This is a genomic window from Hwangdonia lutea, from assembly GCF_032814565.1.
In the GTDB taxonomy this organism is placed as follows: domain Bacteria; phylum Bacteroidota; class Bacteroidia; order Flavobacteriales; family Flavobacteriaceae; genus Hwangdonia; species Hwangdonia lutea.
The window spans coordinates 3,248,042-3,269,793 of record NZ_CP136521.1 but is presented as its reverse complement, the minus strand read 5'-3'; the positions used below and the strand labels follow the sequence as shown (position 1 = coordinate 3,269,793).

Sequence of the window (21,752 nt, the reverse complement as noted above, 5' to 3'; positions counted from 1 at the left end):
CAATAACCAAAAGCTATGAGTGTACGACACACTCTTTTTTCTGTTAATTATATTTTTAATGAAACGGTAAATTCAATTTGTAAACGGCAATTATTATTAAATCTAACTTATTTTTATGCACTGACCAATTGCAGCCCTACTACTGAAATAACAAGTGTTGTAAGAAAGAATATTCGCCAAAATGTTATAGGTTCACTAAACAATACAATGCCGGCAATAACAGTACCTATTGCGCCAATAGCACCCCAAACAGCATAGGCAGTACCCACAGGAATTGCTGCTTCACCACCCATGGCTTTGAATAAAAGGTACATGCTAATGCTTACACAAACAATAAACAACAATAGCCAGAGCCACATTTCTTTACCGGAAGTTTGCTGTGCTTTTCCTAGGCTTATGGCAAAACCAGTCTCAAAAACGCCACCAATAACCAATAATATCCAGTTTATACTCATAATTTAATTTTTACCATAAAAAGCACATAATCTCATCGTATCTATCCTCGTTTTATTAAAACAAACGGTCGTCAATATTCAATTTAACTTTATAATTCAAACTTTAAACCAGAAAACATAGAAAAACTACTATTAATTCCCCGTTTTTTGCAGCGTCCATTGTCTGCCTAAAAGATCGGTTCCAGAAATATTGCCATTTGCTTCCATTTTTAGGCTCACACTACCTTGGTCTGGTACAGAACCATTCATTAAAGAAACCATAACACTGTATGTTAGCAATTTATTGAGCGGATTATACCCCCACGTACCGCTTATTTGCGAAAACCCATCAACACTTTGCTGGGTACCGCTTAATGCACCGCCTACATTAAAATAGAGGTTTAAATAAGATATTTGTTGCCCAAATTGATAAATATAAATATTCCAAGACCCCGGCATGTAAATGTTATTTTGTTGTGGTGGCACCGTGGGCTTTTGTGGCGGTTGAAAGTTTGATGACGTATTTTGATTGCTTTGATTGTTTTGATTATCGTTAATATGTGTTTTAAAATTGGTAGTAACAGCCAGTTTTTTATTTTTAATTAAGTGGTGTATTTGCTCTGCCATTTTCCAGGTTTGTCCTGCACCAAACCAGCTAAAATTATAGAAATACATCATTTTTTTAACGCCATCGAAATTCCCCGAAATCCCCATATAATTATAGGTGTAACCTGGGTTGATGTCTTGCGGATAGTATTCTAACACATCAATATCTTTTATGGTAATCTTAATGTTTCCATCAAATACGATACAGTCTGAAAATACTAGGATAGATCCCGATTGTTCAGAGTTATCCACAATGGCTTTGGCTTGATTGATGTGCCGCATTTTCACATCCTTAAAAGTAACCAAGAGGTTTGACGTTGTGGTTGTAGAATCATCTTTTAAAACGGATTCTTCTTGTATATCCGTATCGACATTATTTACTATTTCAGGCTCCGGCAGTTTTGGAGCTGGATCTTTTAATTTTTCAACGGTGACACGTATGGTTTTGGAGCCGCCGCCATTTTTATCTTTCACTCGAATGCTGCCGCGATTCATTCCTACTTTTGGGCTTAGTTTTAATTTAATGTAAGTGTCATGATTTTCAATATCTACCCAATCGCTATCACAGGTTGCCGCCCAATTTAATTTACCGCTCCCTTCATTAAACACGTCTATAATTTCATCCGGCAAATCCTCGTCAAATGCCACACCATGGTGGTCAATTTTTTGTTCAGACACGTTCAACCTGGGTTTTCCACTGCCCAGATTCATGGTTTTATCTTTCTCTTTTATGTCATTTAATTCATTTTGAGGTAAAGGTTTTCGTCTGCAAAGTGGAAGGTCGCCAGAAGTATCTGCAAATTTTCGTTGCGGACGTTGCTTGGTTTCTTTATTGATTCTTGGATAGATATAATCATAGATTTCATTAATGCTCACATACCCATCTTGATTTCTATCTATTTCATCTACTAAAAGCGCTTCAGCGAGGTATTTTGTAAAGGGACTTGGGCTGTTTGGTTTATTGGTATCTGCCGTTAATTCTTCAGAACTTGAACTGGTGATTACAAAACGACCTTCACCAAGTAACGATTGTGGCAAATCCCCACCTTTAAATGAGCCACTATGACAGCAATCGAGAATTAAAATATGCTTTCGTGTTCCACAAGATTCCAGTAGCATATTGATGGTGTTATCTGATATCGCTGTAGAAATTAAGGAATCTTTCTTTGAGTTTTTAGCAGCTAAATACAACCTATTCATTATGTTATGTAACCCGTGCCCGCTATAATAAAACAACGATTGATCATTATAGGTTAGTTTTTTGAAATATCCCTCAAGAGCGGCAAGCATTTCTACTGAGGTTGCGTTTATAAGTTCAGTAACATGCTCTTCTTTAAACAATCCTTTATCAGGATTACAAAGTGCTTTTTTTAATAACTTGACATCGTTTACAGGCCCATTAAGCTTTGGTAACCCATGCGGATCATCAGGGTAATCACTATTCCCTATTAAAATAGCTTTATAGGTGACACTCATAATTAGGTTGCTTTTTCTATGGCCTGAGTAAGGAACTCTTTCAGCGTATTTTTGTCAACGCCGTTTGCATCGGCGGTAAACGAAACGATTTTTCCGTTTATATTTGCCGTTAATTCTATTTTTTTTGATTTATCACGTGCTAACCACGCTTTAACCACATCTACTATTCCGGTAATTACGGCAGGTCCAAGGGTGATAATTAAGGTTTCCAATCCGCCTTTCATGCCCTCCACAGGCTCAGACCTTTTTTCCACTTTTGTAGCCCTACCCTGCAAATCTCGGACAAGTAAATTTTTTTGTTGTGTCCATCGCGAATCCTTTTCATCAAAAAAATCTGAAGTTGGATGCAGAATAACTTCTATCTGTTTGTCTTCCATGATTATTGTTTTTTGGCTGTAAACCAAATTTATAGAATTTATTTTAGATATGCGATTTAATGTCTAGCGATTTTTAAAGTACCTGTATGTTTTTCAGAAGTTTACACGAAACATTTATTGTTCGAAAAGTTATTGCGTTACCTCAAAAAGGGGTCGGGCTTTAAGCAGTCGTTTCCTCCCGTTCCCGATAGCTGTCGATAGGTGAACTCCAACAAATGCCTCAATACCTTGGGTTTGTATTATTAAATACTTTGAAGTTTTAAATTTCGAATAGTAGCCACTTATATATAATTTACTCTTGCTCACTCTTGCCGCCACTAGCCACAGACTAGCGGTAGCGGGGGGGGGGTGTCTTAAAATATGCCGCTTGATTCATTAACAAAAATAATTTAATTTTTACTTGTTTTAATCATAGAATACGGTGACTTTAACGCTAAAAAGTGCATGCTTAATGCTCTATGTCTTCTATTTTAGCATCATATTTATAGGTGTCTAATTCCTTTAACTCTTTTGCTACTTTTTTCTCCCATTTCAACTGCTTTAAACCTATAGTACCATGGGCAGTTTCTGAATCATATAATTGTTGGTAAACAGTACATTGATTACCTAAACCTTTAGCTATTTGGATATAACTATAAATATCACTTTCTCCATTCTCTTTTTTTTCTGAAAAACATTTTCGGATTTTCCTAGCATATATTTCCGCTATATCAAAATGTATTTGTTCGTGTTTTAACAAACCTAACGATTCAGTTATAGTCCAAGAAGTCTCTTTAAAAAATAAAGCAATAGCATTTATCTTATCATATTCATCTACTTTTATATTTCTAGGTAATAAAGAAATTGAATAATCTGTCACCGCTCCATTTTCAGTAAAACTAATAGAGTCTTTTATTCCTTTAAAATCTTCCCATTTAAGCTTTCTGTTTTTACTCCAACTAATAATAGTATCGTTATCAACAAAACTATTCTGCGAATAACTTGTTTCTAAACAGATTGTTGTTACTACTATAAATATCAAAAATCTTTTCATAAACCAGCTTAATATTTAATTACGAGGTGTAATGGCTACACCAAAACCTGTACCATTACTTCGTAACACTCTACTATTTGTGCCAGTTACTCCACCGCTACCGCACGAATCCCCATGCTAGCGCTCGTTTGTAACGACTGCCGTCAATTAAAAAATACCCGACTTTACAGGAATTTACCCCAACCAACCTTCTCTATCCAAACTTCTATACTGAATCGCTTCACTAATATGAGAGCCATTCACCGCTTCGACACCTTCTAAATCGGCAATCGTTCTTGAAACCTTTAATATTCTATCGTATGCACGAGCCGATAAATTCAATCGTTCCATAGCGGTTTTTAAAAGTTGCTTTGAAGCTTCATCTAAAACACAATATTTACGGATTTGTTTCGTATTCATTTGTGCGTTATAATGTACGGCATCAGAATCTGAAAAACGCTGTGTTTGAATTTCCCTGGCTTTCGTCACCCGTTTTCTAATATCTACTGATGTTTCACCTTTTCTGTCTTCACTTAACTTTTCAAAAGGTACGGGCGTGACTTCAATATGAATATCTATTCTATCGAGTAACGGACCGGAAATTTTACTTAAATACCTTTGCATTTCGGCGGGACTTGAAGTTACTGGCGCATTGGGATCGTTAAAATAACCTCCGGGGCTTGGGTTCATACTAGCCACCAACATAAAAGACGACGGATAGGTTACCGTAAATTTTGCACGCGAAATGGTTACCTCTCGGTCTTCCAACGGTTGACGCAAAACTTCTAAAACATCGCGTTTAAATTCCGGTAATTCATCTAAAAACAACACGCCATTGTGCGATAATGAAATCTCACCGGGTTGCGGAAAACTACCGCCACCGACAAGTGCGACGTTCGATATCGTGTGATGGGGACTGCGAAACGGTCGCTGTGCCATCAACCCAGAATCTTTTACACGACCAACCACCGAGTGTATTTTAGTAGTCTCTAAAGCTTCGTGCAAAGTCATTGGCGGTAAAATACTTGGTAAACGTTTTGCCAACATGGTCTTTCCGGCTCCCGGAGGCCCGATTAAAATAATGTTGTGGCCACCAGCCGCCGCAATTTCCATGCAGCGTTTTATGCTTTCTTGTCCTTTTACATCACTAAAATCAAATTCGGGGAAATCCAAGCTTTTCTCAAACTCTTTTCGGGTGTCGATTATGGTTTGCTCCAAAGCTTCATCTTTATCAAAATAATTAATAACTTCTTTTATATTCTCAACGCCATAAACTTCCAAATTATCGACAATGGCGGCTTCTTTTGCGTTTTGTTTTGGGAGAATAAAACCTTTAAAACCTTCTTCCCTGGCTTTAACAGCGATGGGTAATGCACCTTTAATGGGTTGCAGGCTTCCATCGAGCGACAACTCACCCATAATTAAATAACGCTCTAAATTTTCAGCTTTAATTTGGTCTGTAGATGCTAAAATTCCGATGGCCAAGGTTAAATCGTATGCGCTTCCCTCCTTTCGTAAATCGGCGGGCGACATATTAATAATAATTTTTTTGCCAGGGATTCTGTAACCATTATTCTGAAGTGCCGCGGCAATTCTAAAGTTACTTTCCTTTATCGCATTGTCGGGCAGACCAACCAGATGGTAGCCCACACCTTTATCAACGTTAACCTCCACGGTAATAGTGGTGGCTTCGACACCAAAAACCGCACTTCCAAAAACTTTTTTAAGCATAGTATTCGTTTACCGCTTAAATGTAAGAAATGTATTTTAATTTTAAGAAAGTTAGTGACAAAACAATTAACTGGTTTACTGAATAATTTTCAAAATGAAGGAACAAAAAAAACCCTCAACAAAGAGGGTTCTTTAAAAAAAGAAATTATAATATCTTAATTGTTTCCATTTAAAAACTTAGGCTTAATTACCAACATTGCCCAAGCCCAATTTTGCATATCGGAGGCTGCATTTTCAGCAACGCCTTTTAACTCGTACATACCGTCGCTAGCAAACATTTGGGAATAGCCGAGTTTTAAAGCATAACCTTTAAAGGCTTTGGAGAAGACTAAATCCACTTCTGTTCCCAAAGCATTTTCGCCACTTGATAAATCTTGTTCGCCGCTGAAATTTAATACTTTTACCAACAAGCCAGAAGTCTCACTTAGTATAAAGTTGGCACTTACGTGAACATCAAACAAGCCTATATTATTGGCATGATTCCCAACAAAGAAGTAATCCATAAACCCGTTAAATTTATGGTTGGTACCGTATAATGGAAAGAAGGCTTCGGTGTCTGGAGTTGCCGCATCATTGCCACTTATAAGCTCTAAACCAGCGCCAAGTGTTACTTTATCTGATGCTTTGTACGTAAAATCCAATCCTAATAAATAGGCGCCATCTACATTATCGCCCATTTGAAGGAAGGCATTGGTCGCTACTCCAAAACGTCCTTTGTTATAATTGAGGTGTGTCCCCAAGGTTTGAATGCTATTTACGCCATCGGGATTGTTGTTGGTATCGAATTTCTGAAATCCATTATTCAAAACCAATAAGCTTCCCGAAAAGTTGTCCCAAGCCTGTTTTAAGTATAAATATTGCATGGTTTTATACGAAAAGAAACCTGTGGTATTATAGCCTGTTCCTGTTGAAACAAAACCCGTAGGATGCGAGTAGTCTTGATTAAATGCCAATCCAAAATCAGCTAAAAACTTTCCTTTTTTATATTTAATTAAAGCCGCATCGTGGTTACGCCCTTGCTGCGCCCAATCCAGTCCGCCCATAATACGTTGGTCATCATAAGATAAAACCTGACGTCCTATTTTGGTTGAAAATCCTTCACCTAAATTAATTTCTGCCCAAGCTTGAAACACAGCAAACGAGTTGTTTTGGTCGTAGGGTAAAATTTGTCGATTTTCACCCCAAACCATCACGTCTTGTAAACTCACATAAAACTTATAGGCATCAACCTGATAGCCGGCATTTAAACGAATTCTAGTAGAAATTCCAAATCCTGCATCGTCGGCATCAGGAATAATACTTCCAAATCCGTGGCGGTATTCGGTCCGCGGTCTAAACTCTCCATCTAATGTAAATTGTGCCTGTGCGAATTGAATGGTCGCCATCAACAGGCACATGAATACGTATTGTTTTTTCATTTTTTAAATTTTATGGTACAAATATATAGGCTATAAACAAGGCAGTTTATGACATATCTCATATAAATTCAATTAAAAAAACGCTTAATTAAAAACTATAGATTCGGCAATCAGGATTTCTTTTTATATCTAATTTTACCCAATTCAATACCAATGGCAGTTTTAGCGAGAATCGTAAAAATAAAAGCGCCCATAGCCCAAATACCCAAGGTTACGCCAACCTCAATTTTAGTAGGAAGATATTCCATGATTTTACCATAAGGCCCGGGGATAAATCCAGGCACGATAAGCCCAAATCCCTTTTCAATCCAAATCGCTACAAAAAGCAACCCACAACAAAAATAAAGCACCTTTAAGTTTTCGCGCAGTGGTTTAAAGGTTAACATTACGGTGGCCACCACGTTCATTGAAATTGCCGTCCAAATCCATGGTAACAAGGCTGTTTTTCCTTCCAATCCAAAAAATAAATAATACGCACTTTCACTGTGGTGCGTGGGTGCATAAAACTCTTTAAACAACTCCGAAATCAACATAATAATATTAATTTGCGCTGCAACCGTAACAATCATGGCAATTTTTTTGATGGTTTTGGTTTCTATCTTAAACGATGTAAACGACCGTATAATGGCTAAAACCAAAATAATCAACGCAGGTCCGGCAGCAAATGCCGATGCTAAAAATCGAGGTCCCAACAAGGCATTGTTCCAAAACGGACGCGCCTGCAAACCTTGATATAAAAACGCCGTAACCAAGTGGATGGCCACTGCCCACAACACCGAAAGTATCGCCCCGGGAATATACACTTTGGGGTTGGGCACCTTGCCTTGGTAACGTCTAAAAAGTATATAAAACGGAATACTCAAATTTAAAAACAGGTAACCGTTTAGCACAATAACATCCCAAGTTAACATCGAATTCGGAAAATTAAATACGCCAATTCCGGGAATCATATGCCACAGTACCGATGGCCCACCCATATCAGCAACCACAAAAGCCAAACACATAATAAGCGCCGCTACGGCAAGCCCTTCGCCAATAAGTACGGCTTGTTTAAAATCAATATCCTTAAGTACATAGGTAGGCATAACCAACATTACCGCCGCCGCGGCAACACCTACCAAAAACGTAAAATTAGAAATATACAACCCCCAGCTTACCCGGTCGTTCATACCCGTTACGCTCAAACCTTGGTCCAATTGTATGGCGTAACAATACATACCAACAAGCATAATAAAGGTTAAAACCCCCATCCAAACATTATATTTAACTGATCCTTTTGTGGTAGCATCAAGGCTATCAATAACTAAACTTCTAAAAACTTTTAATCGTCGCATACCATTTTATTATAACTCTTGGTTTTATCTATTGTGTCACTTCGAGTAATTCCAATATATATTGGAATTGTATCGCGAAGTTGGGCGTTACCGCAAGGGTCGGGCTTTCACTACTCGCTTCCTCCTACGTCGGCGAGCTCAAACATTTAGCCTGCGGTGAGCGCAGTCGAACCGTTCAATCCCTAACGCGGGTTTGTCCGCTAATTACTTTTCTTCCTAAACAATCGCTTATCCGTTAATGCGTTTAACCACTAAACAAATAAACATTTATAATCTAATCCATAAAATACCAAAACTTAGGCTCGGTGCCCAAATCCTCTTTAAGCCTAAACACTTTTTTGTTTTCCAAAACCCAACGTATCGTACTATTCGGGTCTAATAAATTTCCGAATATCCGCGCTCCCGTTGGGCAAGCCTCAACACAAGCTGGATTCTGTCCTTTTCTGGAACGTTGCACGCAAAAGGTACATTTTTCAACCACGCCCTTTTTACGCATTCGGTTCCCTAAATAATGTTGCTTTTTATTAATTTCATTTTCCGGAACTTCGGGTTTACTCCAATTAAAGCGTCTGCCATCATACGGGCAGGCCGCCATACAATAACGGCATCCCACGCACCAATCGTAATCTACAACCACCAAACCATCATCTTCCCTCCAAGTGGCTTGCACGGGGCAAACCTCTACACAGGGTGGGTTATCGCAATGAAAACACTGTGTTCCCATATAAAAATGGCCTTCAGCCGGTACTTCGTGGTAGTAATTATCATCGGCTTCGTTAAACTTAAAACCATTGCCATCCTTCATTTCATGAATTCTGATGTACTGCATTTGCGAATCCCTATCTTGGTTATTCTCCTCAACACAAGCATTTACACAGTCCATATAGCCTTGGCATTTCGAAATATTAAAAGCATAACCAAAAAGCACATCATCTTTGGCATTTTCAGCTGTCATACTAAGGTTTTTTCCGGTGCGCAATTCGTACGATCGCATTAAACGTTCAACCGTGGCGTTTTTTTCTTTGTCAGTCATCAGTTTATAGTTGCCTTTAAACTGCTCTTCCCAATCAATTTGTGCCTTTTCTTTGCTATCTTCACCAGCAACTACACTACACGATGTACTTACGGCGCCAGCACCTATAAGTAAACTTGCGGTTAGTTTTTTAAAGGCTGTTCGCCTATCCATTTTAACATCAAACACCTGCTCGAAACCATCCTTTTTTACTTCATCTCCAATCGAGGCATTAACCGCAGCTTCAAGAAATGCTTCATCGCTCATCTCTTCGTTATGGCTGTTACAGCCACCCGAAGTTTTGCCACAGCCACAAGACCCTGAAGGCTCCTTTTTTCTGTTAAAATTTAAATCTAATGAATACCATTTTTTATTATTGCTCATACCTATATTTTTAATGCTCTAAACCTTCGTAAGCTTCTTCAATTTGTTCTGTATTAAATCGTGATGGCCACCGGGATTCAATACTTGGATTATGCGGATTATGACAATTAACACAGGTAAGCGATGCCCGTGGTGGTGCCCATCCGCCAATGCGTTTACCGTGTGCGCCACCTTTCCAATCTTCAAATTGAGAGGAATGGCATTGGGCACATAACTTATAACTTGAGTTAAAATCTACTTTCATGCCTGTTAGCGTCTTAAGATTGTTCATATCATTTCCATTGTGGCATGTGGCGCAATTCATGGTATTTGTATTGGCATGTGCCAAACTAATATCCCAATGTGCTTTTTTTAAGTCCTCGCCTTTTAGATTATCAAGAGGTTCTGTGTGGCACTCCGTACAGGCATACGATGTAATTTGGCTTTTCCGTTCTGGAATTAAAAAGCTGTGTTTGCCTTCGGTTATTTCCATGGTTTTATAATGACTGAAAAAGGCTTCAGAAGACAGTGTAGAATCTTGATGACTTATACTTTTGGCTTGAATTTTATCGTGAAGACTGTGGTATTCGCCACTACCGTGCTTACACGAAAAACAGACTAAAATAAACAGACAAGTTAATATATATGTGTAATTTTCTTTATTCATTATCTATACTATTTGTTCTTGAAAAAGGTGTGATTTCTGAAACTACACGGTCGGTTGGCACATGGCATTGCCTACAATTAATACGCTCTGGATGTGTTACCCGAATCTCTTTAGGTGCGGCTGGTCCTGCGTGACAAGACAGGCAGTTTTCCCGCATTTGTATTTGGTGCGGAATCATAGGAGGTGTGCCCAATAATGCATTGTTAACACCCACTTTTGGCGCCTGTACTTTTGTTAAATTAGCCGACTTAAATAGTGAACTGCTGTTTTGAGCGACGTGGCATTGGCGACAATTAACCATTTCGGGATGCGGTGTTACGGGCGCATAGGCATCAAAACGTTTTACAAAACCTCCATTTTGATGACATTGCAAACAGGTATTACCGCCCAAACTTCTTTCGTTTTTTACCGGATGGGGAATGCTTGGTGGTGCACCGTGATAGGCTCTATTATCGTAATAGGTATCTAATGTGCGTTGATGATTGGCGTCAACGGGCATATTGGCATATTCCAGTGCAAATTCCGAACGTTTAAACACACCGCTTTCAGATGGAATATTCGTGTGTATTACCGTATTTTCAATGGGTACATAACCTTCTTCCAAACCTGTTTGATAGCTAAAACTCCAAATGACAATAAAGGTTATAAACAGTATTATAAAAATCGATATGATTCCGAGTCGTTTCTTCATTTATATAAATTTTTACCAACAATTTTGATTTTCAAGCATTTATCGTTGGCATTTCCTTTTTTATTAAATACCCATTATGGGCTTTCATAATCTAAGCTTTTTCAACTTTAACAGCACATTTTTTGTAATCTGGCTCTTTAGAAATCGGACAAAAAGCATCGAGTGTTACATCGTTAATCATCATGTTTTCATCAAAGAAAGGCACAAAAACCTGACCTTTGGTGGGTAAACCTCTTTCGTTTATCGAAGCCGGCAACACGCAGGAACCGCGTCGTGAAGTCACTTTAATGTTTTCACCATTTCTAACACCCAAAGCCTTGGCATCTTCCGGATGGAATTCTATATAGGCATGAGGCATGGCTTTATGCAATACAGGAATTCTACGCGTCATTGACCCCGTATGCCAATGCTCGATAACCCGACCGGTATTTAACCAAAACGGATAGTCGCTATCCGGCACTTCTGGTGCGGGTTCGTACGGGCGTTGCCATATTACCGCACGTCCGTCGGGTTTGCCGTAAAAATGAAAATCTTCACCATTGGAACATGCCGGATCGTATTTAGCATTGAAACGCCATTGGGTAGATTTGCCATTTACATAAGGCCAAATAACACCCGATTCTTTCTTTAAAACCTCTAAAGGTGCCATACCATGTTTTGCTCCTTCGTGAAACTGTCGGTATTCGTTATAAATTTCTTCAACGTGATTTTCTTTTGAATACGGAAACAAATCACCATAACCCATGCGTTTTGCCACTTCAATAAACATCCACGCATCTGGTGTGGTTTCGCCAGGACCTTCAACCATTTTATCCCAATGTTGTGTTCTGCGCTCTGAATTTCCATATAATCCACTTTTTTCTATATGCCACGATGCAGGTAATATCACATCGGCAACATCGGAAGTTGGCGTTGGAAACACATCGGAAACCACCACAAAGCAAGAATCTTTTTGCATGCCCGGGCGGTAACGACTCGTTTTTGGCAAAGACACTAAAGGGTTGGTTGCTTGAGTCCAAATAAATTTAATATCGCCTCTATCAACAGCTCGAAACATTTCGGTAGCGTGATAGGTTGGTTTTGAAGGAATCCGTTCTACGGGAACTTTCCAAATTTTTGCGGCTAATTCTCTGTTTTCGGCATTCATCACAACGCCTTTGGGCAACTTATGCGTAAAGGTTCCCACCTCACGGGCGGTTCCACAAGCAGAAGGTTGACCTGTTAACGAAAACGGCCCATTACCGGGTTGTGAAATTTTTCCGGTCAATAAATGAATGTTATAAACCAAGTTGTTTATCCAGGTGCCTCGGGTGTGTTGATTCATGCCCATACACCAATACGACACCACTTTCGTGTTCGGGTTTCCATAAATAAAAGCTAAATACTTAATATCCTTAGCCGATACTTTTGAATATTTGGCAACCTTCTCAGGCGTGTAATCTTTTAAAAACTCCTTAAAAGCAGCAAAATCTATTTTTTCCGGTTTGTCTGTAAACTGAAAATTATCTTCAAGCCCATACCCAATATTGGTAAGTCCTTTATTAAAGTTACAATGCTTTTCAACAAAAGATTTATTTACCCAACCATTATTTATAATCTCGTAACAGATGGCATTGGCAACGGCTAAATCGGTTTGCGGTTCAAATAAAATAGATTTGTCCGATGCTGTGCTAGAACGCGTTGTTCGGGTAGCAAAATCAATTATTTTAGCGCCTCGTCTTGCTTTTTGCTCTAACATTCTAGAAAATAACACGGGGTGCATTTCTGCCATATTATTGCCCCAGGTTACAAAATAATCGGCATACTCAATATCTTCATAACAACCCATAGGTTCATCGGCACCAAACGAGGTTAAAAATCCGGTTACGGCACTGGCCATACACAAACGGGCGTTGCAATCTAAATTATTGGTACCTATAGCGCCTTTCATTAACTTTGAGGCCACATAACCTTCGGGAATGGTAGATTGCCCCGAGGTGTACATCGCCACAGCATCTTTACCGTGGGCATCAATAGTACTTTTCATTTTATTGGCCACTATATCCAAAGCCTCGTTTAAAGGTGTTTTCACATAACTTCCGTTCTTTTTTACCAAAGCATGCGTTAATCGGTCTTTTGATTGGATACACATAGTTTGATGATAACCCTTTACACAAAGTAAGCCTTTATTTACAGCACTGTTTGGGTCGCCTTTTACGGCCACAGCCTTTCCATTCTCAGTACCTACTAAAATACCACAGCCTACGCCACAGAATCTACAAGGGCCTTTTTTCCAATCTAAATTAGCACCATCAGGAATGTCTGCCTCTTGTTCGGCGGCAAATACAATGCCCGGAAACATAGATGCTGCTGCTGCCATAGCAGATAATCGTGCCATTTTTTTTATAAAACTTCTTCTGTTCGTTAATGAATTGTACATGTTATTGCTGATTTTGTGGACTGTTAAAACCTGAAACCATTGCTAACAATTTTAGGCTTTCTATATTTTCAATTTTTTCTTTAAGAATGTCGTCGGAAGCATCATCTAAAGTATCGGTTACCAACACTAAAATATCTTCATTGGTTGCAGGCATAACCTCACATTCCTTAAATGCGGATAATGCTATAATAAGGTCTTCTTTTTTATTTTCGTGCGGATGTGCTAAATAGCTTTTTATGGGCATAAAAAAGTTGGTTTTTCAGTTTAAAAGCGTAAATCTCCATGAAATTAATAAAAAATAAACTAACAATTGTCATAAAAACCTTATTTGAAATAAATCTAAATAAATAACTTTATACGTTGCTCCAAACAACGATAAAACAAAATGCGTTATATTTGTATAGACATAACGAAATTTTCAAATGACCTCTATTGAAGATGCTATCCAATTAGTAAAGGCAAGTGTAAAGCCTATTTTAATTAAAACCACAAAACCTGTTGAAAAAGCAGGTGGTTACTTTTTATTTGAAGACCAATTTTCGCCCATAAATATGCCACCGTTTAGACAGTCGGCTATGGATGGTTACGCTTTGAATTTGCATGATAGTTTAACGTATAATGTAATTGGCGAAGTAAAAGCAGGCGATATACAACAACCTATTTTAAAAAAGGGGGAAGCCGTAAGAATTTTTACAGGTGCACCCATTCCAGATACTGCCAATGCGGTAATGATGCAAGAAAAAGTTAAAACTGAAGGCAATAAGATTACAATTGAACATACTATAACTGAAGAATACAATATTCGACCGTTAGGCGAACAAGTTAAAACAGGTGATTTGGCCTTAAAAAAAGGCAGCAAGTTAACTCCGGCAGCCATTGGCTATTTAAGTTCTTTGGGCATAAAAGAAGTCTCCGTTTTAAAAAAACCTTCTATTGCAATTATTACCACAGGAAACGAATTAATTGAAGGTGGCCAAATTTTACCCTTCGGAAAAATTTACGAAAGCAATTCCAAAATGCTGCTCGCGGCCCTTTACAGCTTGAAGTTTTACGATGTTTCCATTCATAAAGTTGAAGATGATTTTGAAAAAACAGTAACAAAACTCAACACCGTTATCAATGACCACGATTTAGTAATAATAACCGGTGGGATTTCGGTGGGCGATTACGATTTTGTTGGAAAGGCTTTAAGGAAATTACAAGTTGAAGAAATTTTTTATAAAGTAAAACAGAAACCCGGTAAGCCCTTATTCTTTGGAAAAAAGGCAGAGACAAGCATTTTTGCGCTTCCCGGAAATCCTGCAGCGGCGCTTACCTGTTTTTATATTTATGTGTTCATCGCATTGCAAAATATGATGAATCGGGAGGCCACTGAGTTACCTCGAATAAAAGCAAAATCCCTTTCCAATTTCAGTAAAAAAGGCGACCGACCACAATTTTTAAAAGCCGTTTATACCGATGGAACGGTTGAAATTTTAGAAGGACAAAGTTCTGCCATGCAACACACGTTTGCCGTGTCGAATGCTTTGGTTTTTGCTTCAGACGAAGTTAATAAAATTAATAAAAACGATATGGTTGAAACCATTTTACTGCCTGTTTAAAATGAGCTATAAAATAAAAAGCCGAATCTGGATCGAATCAAAAAACAAAGTGTTTTTAGGTGAAGGGCGCGTGCAATTACTTAAAGCCATTGATGAAACGGGGTCGCTTTCAAAAGCAGCTAAATCTTTAAATATTTCCTATAAAAAAGCCTGGGGTCTTATTGATTCGGTTAACAAATCGGCAAAACAACCGGTAACCATAAACAGCATTGGTGGTAAAGGCGGCGGCGGCGCAGAACTTACCGATTACGGCAAAAATTTAGTCCATGCTTTTGACGACATCAATAAAAACTGTTGGGAATTTTTAGATACGCAACTCGAAAAATTAAAAGAATTATGATTAGAAAGCACTTTAAAGTGTGCTAAAGTTTTAAGTACTTAAAGTTTAATACAATTACCAATAATCTAACAACTATGACACATAAAATTTTAACCATTCATAACTTTAAACACTTTAGACACCTATAACTTTAGGCACTTCTTTATGCTACAAACCGAAAACATCTATATTTTCTTTTTGGTACTTCCCATCGTATCATTCCTCTATGCCAGCGTTGGTCATGGTGGCGCCAGCGGTTATTTAGCGCTAATGGCGTTGTTTTCGTTTGCACCGGAAACCATGAAACCCACGGCTCTATTGCTCAATTTATTCGTTGCAGGTATTTCATTTTACTATTATTATAAGGAAGGCTATTTTAACAGAAAATTGTTTTTATCGTTTGCTATTACCTCTATTCCATTAGCGTTTTTAGGCGGTACAATTGAAGTTGATGCAACCCTTTATAAAAAAATATTAGCGGTTTTACTGGTATTTGCCATTTTAAAAATGCTGAACGTTTTCGGAAAAGAAAGCAATACAATAAAAAATATAAAACTATGGCAGGGATTGATTGTTGGTGGCATTATCGGTTTCTTTTCGGGACTTATCGGCATTGGCGGAGGTATTATTTTAACGCCCATAATTTTGCTTTTGCATTGGGGTAAAATGAAGGAAGCTGCCGCTGTTTCGGCCTTATTTATTTGGGTAAATTCCGCATCCGGACTCATTGGGCAATTAAGTAGCGGCGTAACTTTAGAAAAAGAATCGTTTTTATTGGTGGGCATTGCACTTGTTGGTGGCGTTTTGGGTGGCTACTACGGAAGCAAAAAAATCAACAACCAAAAGCTTCGGTATATCTTGGCTTTTGTACTTGTAATAGCTAGTGCCAAATTATTTTTTGCATAATTATGATAGATAAAAAACACATAACGGGCATTATTTTAGCGGGCGGAAAAAGTTCGCGAATGGGAACGGACAAAGGATTTATGTTGTTGAACGACAAACCCTTTGTGCAGTATAGCATCGATGCGTTAAAGTCCCTGGTTTCTGAAATTATTATAGTTTCAGATGATTCAGATTATGATGCATTCAGATTGAAACGTGTAAACGACATCACAAAAAACGCAGGTCCAATAGCTGGAATTTGCTCTGGTTTAGAAGCATCATTTACAGATTATAATTTGATTTTGAGTTGTGATATTCCGTTGATTTCTTCCGAAGTATTGCAACAATTAATCGATGCTATTGATGATGATTCAGAAATTATTCAAATTGAAAATCAAGGAAAAACAATGCCTTTGATTGCTTTATATAAACGACATGTAAAAAACAAGTTTAAACAGTTTTTACAGCAAGATGAACGTCGATTGCGTGTGGCTGTTAAAGCCTGTAAATCGAAAAATATTATACTAGAAAAAGAATACGAATTTTCTACAATGAATGTGAACACGAAAGAAGAATTAAAACAAGTTGAAAATGTATTTAACCATTAAATATTTTGGGCAAATAGCCGAGGTCACGCAAAAAGAAGAAGAATCTTTAGAGTTTTCGGGACAACAGATTTCCGAACTTTTAAATATGCTTTATTCAAAATATAAGGCATTAAAAAACAAGGATTTTCAGGTGGCGCACAATCAAGAATTGGTTTCCGTTGAAACACAAATTACTGGAAACGAAATCGCTTTATTACCGCCTTTTGCCGGTGGATAAATACCGTAAATAGACCTGTCAGTTTTTAAAAACCTGACAGGTTTGATAAGAAATTAAATGAGATACAACAGAAATATTATACTATCCGAAATCGGGCAAGCAGGTCAAAACAAAATTTCCGATGCCAAAGTGCTGGTTATTGGTGCTGGCGGGCTGGGTTGCCCCGTATTACAATATCTAACCGCTGCAGGTATTGGCACCATTGGCATTATCGATTTTGATGTGGTTGAAATATCCAACTTGCAGCGTCAAGTTTTGTTTGGCACATCATCTTTAGGGAAAAACAAAGCCATAGCCGCAAAACAACGTTTGGAAGATTTAAATAACGACATTTCAATTATCGCTTACGCGGAAAAACTAACCCACAAAAACGCCATCAATCTGTTTAACCAATACGACATTATTATTGATGGTACCGATAATTTCGCCACCCGCTACCTATCAAACGATGCTTGTTTAATTACCAACAAACCTTTAGTTTTTGGGGCGATTTATAAGTTTGAGGGGCAGGTTTCTGTTTTTAATTATAATGACGGACCGAGTTATCGCTGCCTCTTCCCTAATCCGCCTAAAAAAGATGCGGTGCCGAATTGCTCCGAAATTGGTGTTTTGGGCGTACTCCCGGGCATTATTGGGTGTATGCAAGCCAACGAAGTTTTAAAAATCATTTTAAATCTGGGCGATGTGCTTTCGGGCAAGCTGCTGTGTTATAATGCGCAGAAGTCAACAACATCTATTTTAAAAATCAGTAGAAATGAAAAAAGCATTAATTCGGTTTTAAATGACAAAGAAGATTTCCATAAAAAAGACACGGGTTTTAATTGCGGATTTGATATGGACGAAGTTTCGATCAAATCAATTTTATCAAAAGAAAACATCCAATTTATCGACGTTAGGGAAATCCACGAAAAACCGAAAGTTGAAAATTTAGAAGTTACATATTTGCCGTTAAGCCAACTTGAAAACAACTTAGACAGCATCGATTTGAAAAAAGAAAAGTATCTGTTTTGTCAATCCGGAATCCGCAGTAAAAAAGCAGTTTCACTTTTAAAGGCATTAGACATTGAAAATTGTTTCAGCTTAAAAGAAGGCGCTTTAGAAATTAATAAAGACCTGTCAGGTTTCAAAAACCTGACAGGTCTAAACAACAAACAAAACCATGAAAGATAAAAAACCCAAAAACGTATTTAAACACGGTGCTATTTCATCTGAATTTATTGGTGATTCCATCGCCAAACACCAAACCAAAACCAGTATTGGTGCACATAATATTTTTTTAGGTCAAGTACGCGCTGATGTTATCGATAATAAAACGGTTTCAGCAATAGAATATACAGCTTACGAAGATATGGCAAATGCAAAATTCCACGACATTCGTGAAGCTGCATTTGAAAAATTCGAATTAACCTGCATGCATATTTATCACAGTTTAGGCGAAGTAAAAGCAGGTGAAATTTGTTTGTTTGTGTTCGTTTCGTCACCGCGAAGAAAGGTGGTTTTCAAGGCTTTGGAATTTATCGTTGAAGCCATAAAAGCGGATGTTCCCGTTTTTGGAAAAGAAATTTTTGAAGACGAATCGCATCAGTGGAAAGTGAATAATTAAAAAGTTGATTTGTTTAGTTGTTTAATCGTTAAAAGTAAAAAATGTCATATACGTTTTCATTTGAAAAATTGAATGTTTGGGTAGATTCAAAAGAGTTAGTAAAACTACTATATTCAACAACTAAAAACTTTCCAAGTGAAGAAAAATTTGGTTTAACAAATCAATTAAGAAGAGCATCTATTTCAGTTGCATCAAACTTAGCGGAAGGTACTTCGAGAAACACTAATAGAGATAAAGCTCATTTCTCAACCATGGCTTTTAGTTCATTAATGGAAGTTTTAAATCAAGTAATCATTGCAAAAGAATTAAATTTTATAGAAGAAATAGAGTATCAAAAAATAAGAAATGAAATTGAAAAAATTTCTAACAAGTTAAATGCATTACGGAAATCACAGTTAAACAAATAAACAACTCAACGAATCCACATTAAGATAATGGTCGACATCACACATAAATCAAATACCCTTCGAATAGCAACCGCTCAAGCCATCGTAAAAGTGAGCAAACGGGAAACCATTGAAGCCATTAAAAACGACACCGTGCCCAAAGGCAACGTATTTGCCATGAGTAAAGCTGCGGGCTTATTAGGCGTAAAAAAAACACCCGATATTTTACCCGATTGCCATCCGTTGCCCATCGAATTCACGGGTATTGATTATGAAATTAACGACTTGGAAATAACCGTAACCTGTACCATTAAAACCATTTACAAAACAGGGGTTGAAGTTGAAGCCATGCATGGCGCTAGCGTTGTAGCATTGAATATGTACGATATGCTAAAACCCATCGATAAAGGTATCGAGATACACGCCATAAAATTACTAAAGAAAAAAGGCGGTAAATCCAGTTACAAAAACCGTTTTAGAACACCGCTAAACGCAGCTGTAATTGTGTGTTCGGATTCAATTTCCAGCGGACAAAAAGAAGACAGAGCCGGAAAAGCCATAATTGAAAAACTAGAAGCTTGCGATGTTAAGATTGAAGATTACATCATAATTCCAGATGAAAAAGACAGCATCCAAAACAAAGCAAAATATTATGAAAATCTGGGTGTCAACATGATTATTTACACGGGCGGAACAGGATTATCGGCACGCGATGTAACGCCCGAAGCCTTAATTCCGTTGTTAGACAGACGTATTTTAGGCATTGAGGAAACCATTAGAAATTACGGTCAAAACCGAATGCCTTACGCGATGTTATCCCGAAGTGTGGCGGGCACGATAAATAACACTTTAGTGCTTGCTTTACCAGGTTCAACCAATGGCGCCAAAGAATCTATGGATGCTATTTTTCCATCGGTTTTACATGTTTTTGGAATTTTAAAAGGTGCCAGACATGATTAATTTAAAAAGAAAAATGAATAGGTAAAAATGGAGACTAATAAAAACATATTACAAGATTTACACGGTAGAGACCATACCTATTTACGTATTTCGCTGATTGAACGTTGTAATTTACGCTGTTCGTATTGCATGCCGGAAGAAGGTGTGCAACTATCGCCCAAAAGCGATTTAATGACTTATGAAGAGATTTACGACATCGCAAAAACCTTTGTAAAACACGGCGTAACAAAAATTAGGTTGACGGGTGGCGAGCCTTTAGTTAGAAAGGATATTCCCGTTATTTTAGAAAAGCTGGCTTCGCTTCCGGTGGAATTGTCTATCACTTCAAATGCTGTAATTATTGATAAATTTATTGATGTTTTGAAAATGCACGGTGTTAACAACATCAACGTGAGTTTAGACTCTTTAAATGAAGAAAAATTTAAACACATAACACGTCGCAATGAATTTAAAAAGGTTTACAACAATATTTTATTATTGTTAAAGGAAGGCTTTAACGTTAAATTGAATGCGGTTTTAATGAAGGGGTTTAATGATAACGAAATCATCGATTTTATCAAGTTTACAAAAGATTTACCCATTTCTGTTCGCTTCATTGAATTTATGCCTTTTGATGGCAACAAATGGGACATCAGTAAAATGGTATCCTATAAAGAAGTAATGCATTATGTAAACGATTCTTTTTCCGAAGCAGACGTTATACGTCTAAAAGATGCACCAAACGACACCTCAAAAAACTATAGAATTAAAGGCTATAAAGGCAGTTTCGCCATAATAAGTTCTGTAACCAATCCGTTTTGCGATTCGTGTAACCGATTGCGTTTAACCGCCAACGGGCAATTAAAAAACTGCTTGTTTTCATCAACCGAATCTGATTTATTAACCACACTTCGCGCAGGAAAACCTATTGAACCTATCATCCAAAAAGCGGTGCAAGCGAAGTTAAAAGTTCGAGGTGGTATGAATACTTTGGAAAAACTTCAGGAACCTAAATTGCATAATAACAACCGAAGTATGATTACCATTGGAGGTTAAATTATGGCGCAATAGCTTCATTTATAAGTTTTAAATTTTTATCAGAAAATTGAAGTTTTAAGGCTTCTTTTCTACCTTTATCGGACATTTTTTTCCAAGTCTTTTGAAGAATATCAACCACTTTGTCGGAGTCGTGTTTCTCTGCAAATTCTTCAAAATAATAATCTAAAAAAACGAGACAAACAACATCTTCCAAAGTTTGAGACTCTTCGTTTTTCTTTATAAGCTTTTTGGTGATTAAAGCTGTAATTCGGTCGATAAACTCATCATCATAACTCACTTGTTCTAAAATAGTAGTAGTGATATCGGCGTGCATTTTTTTAAGGGTCTCACGCCATTTTAAATAACCAACGCGATCCATTGGATAGTCATTTCTGGGGATTTTCCAACGGCAAATATGTTGTGCTCGTGCCGCAATTTGAAGTGCTTTGGAGGCGTTGGGTTCAAACTGCAACAACTTTCGCGTCATGCGTTGCGAGTACAATAATTCTTTTGGATATTCCAAACCATGAACACGATATACGTTGGGGTCTTCAGAATTTTTCTTATCGATCAACGCTATGGTGCTTTCAAATCGTGTTGGTTTCATAAGTCATTC

The 21,752-nt window shown here is 37.6% G+C and carries 23 protein-coding genes; 10 read left to right on the top strand and 13 right to left on the bottom strand.

Translation table 11 applies throughout. The annotated features are described in order from the left end of the window. Positions 1 to 113 precede the first annotated feature (113 nt). The 12 genes from RNZ46_RS14115 to RNZ46_RS14060 all read right to left on the bottom strand — a co-directional run bounded on the left by RNZ46_RS14115 (position 114) and on the right by RNZ46_RS14060 (position 13,784). Entirely contained in the window at positions 114 to 449 is a 336-nt protein-coding gene (locus tag RNZ46_RS14115) for a DMT family transporter (protein ID WP_316985000.1), read from the bottom strand. A gap of 138 nt (positions 450 to 587) precedes the next feature. After that, positions 588 to 2,516 carry a caspase family protein gene (locus RNZ46_RS14110; RefSeq protein WP_316982811.1) on the bottom strand — a complete coding sequence of 643 codons (1,929 nt, stop codon included), beginning with the start codon at positions 2,514 to 2,516 and terminating at the stop codon, positions 588 to 590. 2 nt (positions 2,517 to 2,518) lie between these two features. Continuing rightward, complete coding sequence (locus tag RNZ46_RS14105; RefSeq protein ID WP_316982810.1) at positions 2,519 to 2,893, bottom strand: effector-associated constant component EACC1; 375 nt, start codon at positions 2,891 to 2,893, stop codon at positions 2,519 to 2,521. Between the two features lie 448 nt (positions 2,894 to 3,341). Next, complete coding sequence (locus tag RNZ46_RS14100) at positions 3,342 to 3,926, bottom strand: hypothetical protein (protein ID WP_316982809.1); 585 nt, start codon at positions 3,924 to 3,926, stop codon at positions 3,342 to 3,344. A 174-nt stretch (positions 3,927 to 4,100) separates the two neighbouring features. After that, positions 4,101 to 5,636: a YifB family Mg chelatase-like AAA ATPase gene (locus RNZ46_RS14095; RefSeq protein WP_316982808.1), complete on the bottom strand. Its 1,536-nt coding sequence runs from the start codon at positions 5,634 to 5,636 to the stop codon at positions 4,101 to 4,103. Between the two features lie 155 nt (positions 5,637 to 5,791). Then, on the bottom strand, positions 5,792 to 7,054 hold the full coding sequence (locus RNZ46_RS14090) for an alginate export family protein (RefSeq protein ID WP_316982807.1): 1,263 nt from the start codon (positions 7,052 to 7,054) through the stop codon (positions 5,792 to 5,794). Between the two features lie 110 nt (positions 7,055 to 7,164). Then, on the bottom strand, positions 7,165 to 8,388 hold the full coding sequence (dsrP, locus tag RNZ46_RS14085; RefSeq protein WP_316982806.1) for a sulfate reduction electron transfer complex DsrMKJOP subunit DsrP: 1,224 nt from the start codon (positions 8,386 to 8,388) through the stop codon (positions 7,165 to 7,167). 274 nt (positions 8,389 to 8,662) lie between these two features. After that, entirely contained in the window at positions 8,663 to 9,784 is a 1,122-nt protein-coding gene (locus RNZ46_RS14080; protein ID WP_316982805.1) for a 4Fe-4S dicluster domain-containing protein, read from the bottom strand. Between the two features lie 10 nt (positions 9,785 to 9,794). Next, positions 9,795 to 10,430 carry a cytochrome c3 family protein gene (locus RNZ46_RS14075; RefSeq protein ID WP_316982804.1) on the bottom strand — a complete coding sequence of 212 codons (636 nt, stop codon included), beginning with the start codon at positions 10,428 to 10,430 and terminating at the stop codon, positions 9,795 to 9,797. After that, entirely contained in the window at positions 10,423 to 11,121 is a 699-nt protein-coding gene (locus tag RNZ46_RS14070; RefSeq protein WP_316982803.1) for a nitrate reductase cytochrome c-type subunit, read from the bottom strand. The genes RNZ46_RS14075 and RNZ46_RS14070 overlap by 8 nt, the downstream gene beginning before the upstream one ends. A 91-nt stretch (positions 11,122 to 11,212) precedes the next feature. Beyond that, a complete protein-coding gene (locus RNZ46_RS14065; RefSeq protein WP_316982802.1) occupies positions 11,213 to 13,498 on the bottom strand; it encodes a molybdopterin-dependent oxidoreductase in 2,286 nt (761 codons plus the stop codon). A 43-nt stretch (positions 13,499 to 13,541) separates the two neighbouring features. Continuing rightward, positions 13,542 to 13,784 carry a hypothetical protein gene (locus RNZ46_RS14060; RefSeq protein WP_316982801.1) on the bottom strand — a complete coding sequence of 81 codons (243 nt, stop codon included), beginning with the start codon at positions 13,782 to 13,784 and terminating at the stop codon, positions 13,542 to 13,544. A gap of 178 nt (positions 13,785 to 13,962) precedes the next feature. Between RNZ46_RS14060 and RNZ46_RS14055 the strand changes: the two genes are divergently transcribed. From RNZ46_RS14055 to moaA, 10 genes are all read left to right on the top strand, one after another. After that, positions 13,963 to 15,141, top strand: a complete 1,179-nt coding sequence (locus tag RNZ46_RS14055) for a molybdopterin molybdotransferase MoeA (RefSeq protein ID WP_316982800.1) — start codon at positions 13,963 to 13,965, stop codon at positions 15,139 to 15,141. A gap of 1 nt (position 15,142) precedes the next feature. Beyond that, entirely contained in the window at positions 15,143 to 15,481 is a 339-nt protein-coding gene (locus RNZ46_RS14050) for a winged helix-turn-helix domain-containing protein (RefSeq protein WP_316982799.1), read from the top strand. Between the two features lie 144 nt (positions 15,482 to 15,625). Further along, the gene (locus tag RNZ46_RS14045; RefSeq protein ID WP_316982798.1) at positions 15,626 to 16,366 is read left to right on the top strand and encodes a sulfite exporter TauE/SafE family protein; all 741 of its coding nucleotides are present in this window, start codon (positions 15,626 to 15,628) and stop codon (positions 16,364 to 16,366) included. A 2-nt stretch (positions 16,367 to 16,368) separates the two neighbouring features. After that, positions 16,369 to 16,953: a molybdenum cofactor guanylyltransferase gene (gene mobA, locus RNZ46_RS14040; protein WP_316982797.1), complete on the top strand. Its 585-nt coding sequence runs from the start codon at positions 16,369 to 16,371 to the stop codon at positions 16,951 to 16,953. Next, positions 16,937 to 17,170, top strand: coding sequence for a MoaD/ThiS family protein (locus RNZ46_RS14035; protein ID WP_316982796.1), 234 nt, complete (start codon positions 16,937 to 16,939; stop codon positions 17,168 to 17,170). Before mobA ends, RNZ46_RS14035 begins: the two co-directional genes overlap by 17 nt. 57 nt (positions 17,171 to 17,227) lie before the next feature. Then, a complete protein-coding gene (moeB, locus tag RNZ46_RS14030) occupies positions 17,228 to 18,340 on the top strand; it encodes a molybdopterin-synthase adenylyltransferase MoeB (protein WP_316982795.1) in 1,113 nt (370 codons plus the stop codon). Next, positions 18,330 to 18,773 carry a molybdenum cofactor biosynthesis protein MoaE gene (locus tag RNZ46_RS14025; protein ID WP_316982794.1) on the top strand — a complete coding sequence of 148 codons (444 nt, stop codon included), beginning with the start codon at positions 18,330 to 18,332 and terminating at the stop codon, positions 18,771 to 18,773. Before moeB ends, RNZ46_RS14025 begins: the two co-directional genes overlap by 11 nt. Before the next feature lie 41 nt (positions 18,774 to 18,814). After that, positions 18,815 to 19,180: a four helix bundle protein gene (locus RNZ46_RS14020; protein ID WP_316982793.1), complete on the top strand. Its 366-nt coding sequence runs from the start codon at positions 18,815 to 18,817 to the stop codon at positions 19,178 to 19,180. A 27-nt stretch (positions 19,181 to 19,207) separates the two neighbouring features. Continuing rightward, positions 19,208 to 20,119 (top strand): bifunctional molybdenum cofactor biosynthesis protein MoaC/MoaB, encoded by a 912-nt coding sequence (gene moaCB, locus RNZ46_RS14015; protein ID WP_316982792.1) that lies wholly within the window; start codon positions 19,208 to 19,210, stop codon positions 20,117 to 20,119. A gap of 27 nt (positions 20,120 to 20,146) precedes the next feature. Then, entirely contained in the window at positions 20,147 to 21,154 is a 1,008-nt protein-coding gene (gene moaA / locus RNZ46_RS14010) for a GTP 3',8-cyclase MoaA (protein WP_316982791.1), read from the top strand. Between the two features lies 1 nt (position 21,155). Here moaA and RNZ46_RS14005 read toward each other — a convergent pair whose 3' ends face one another. Next, positions 21,156 to 21,743 (bottom strand): DUF4202 domain-containing protein, encoded by a 588-nt coding sequence (locus RNZ46_RS14005; RefSeq protein WP_316982790.1) that lies wholly within the window; start codon positions 21,741 to 21,743, stop codon positions 21,156 to 21,158. Positions 21,744 to 21,752: the final 9 nt, after the last annotated feature.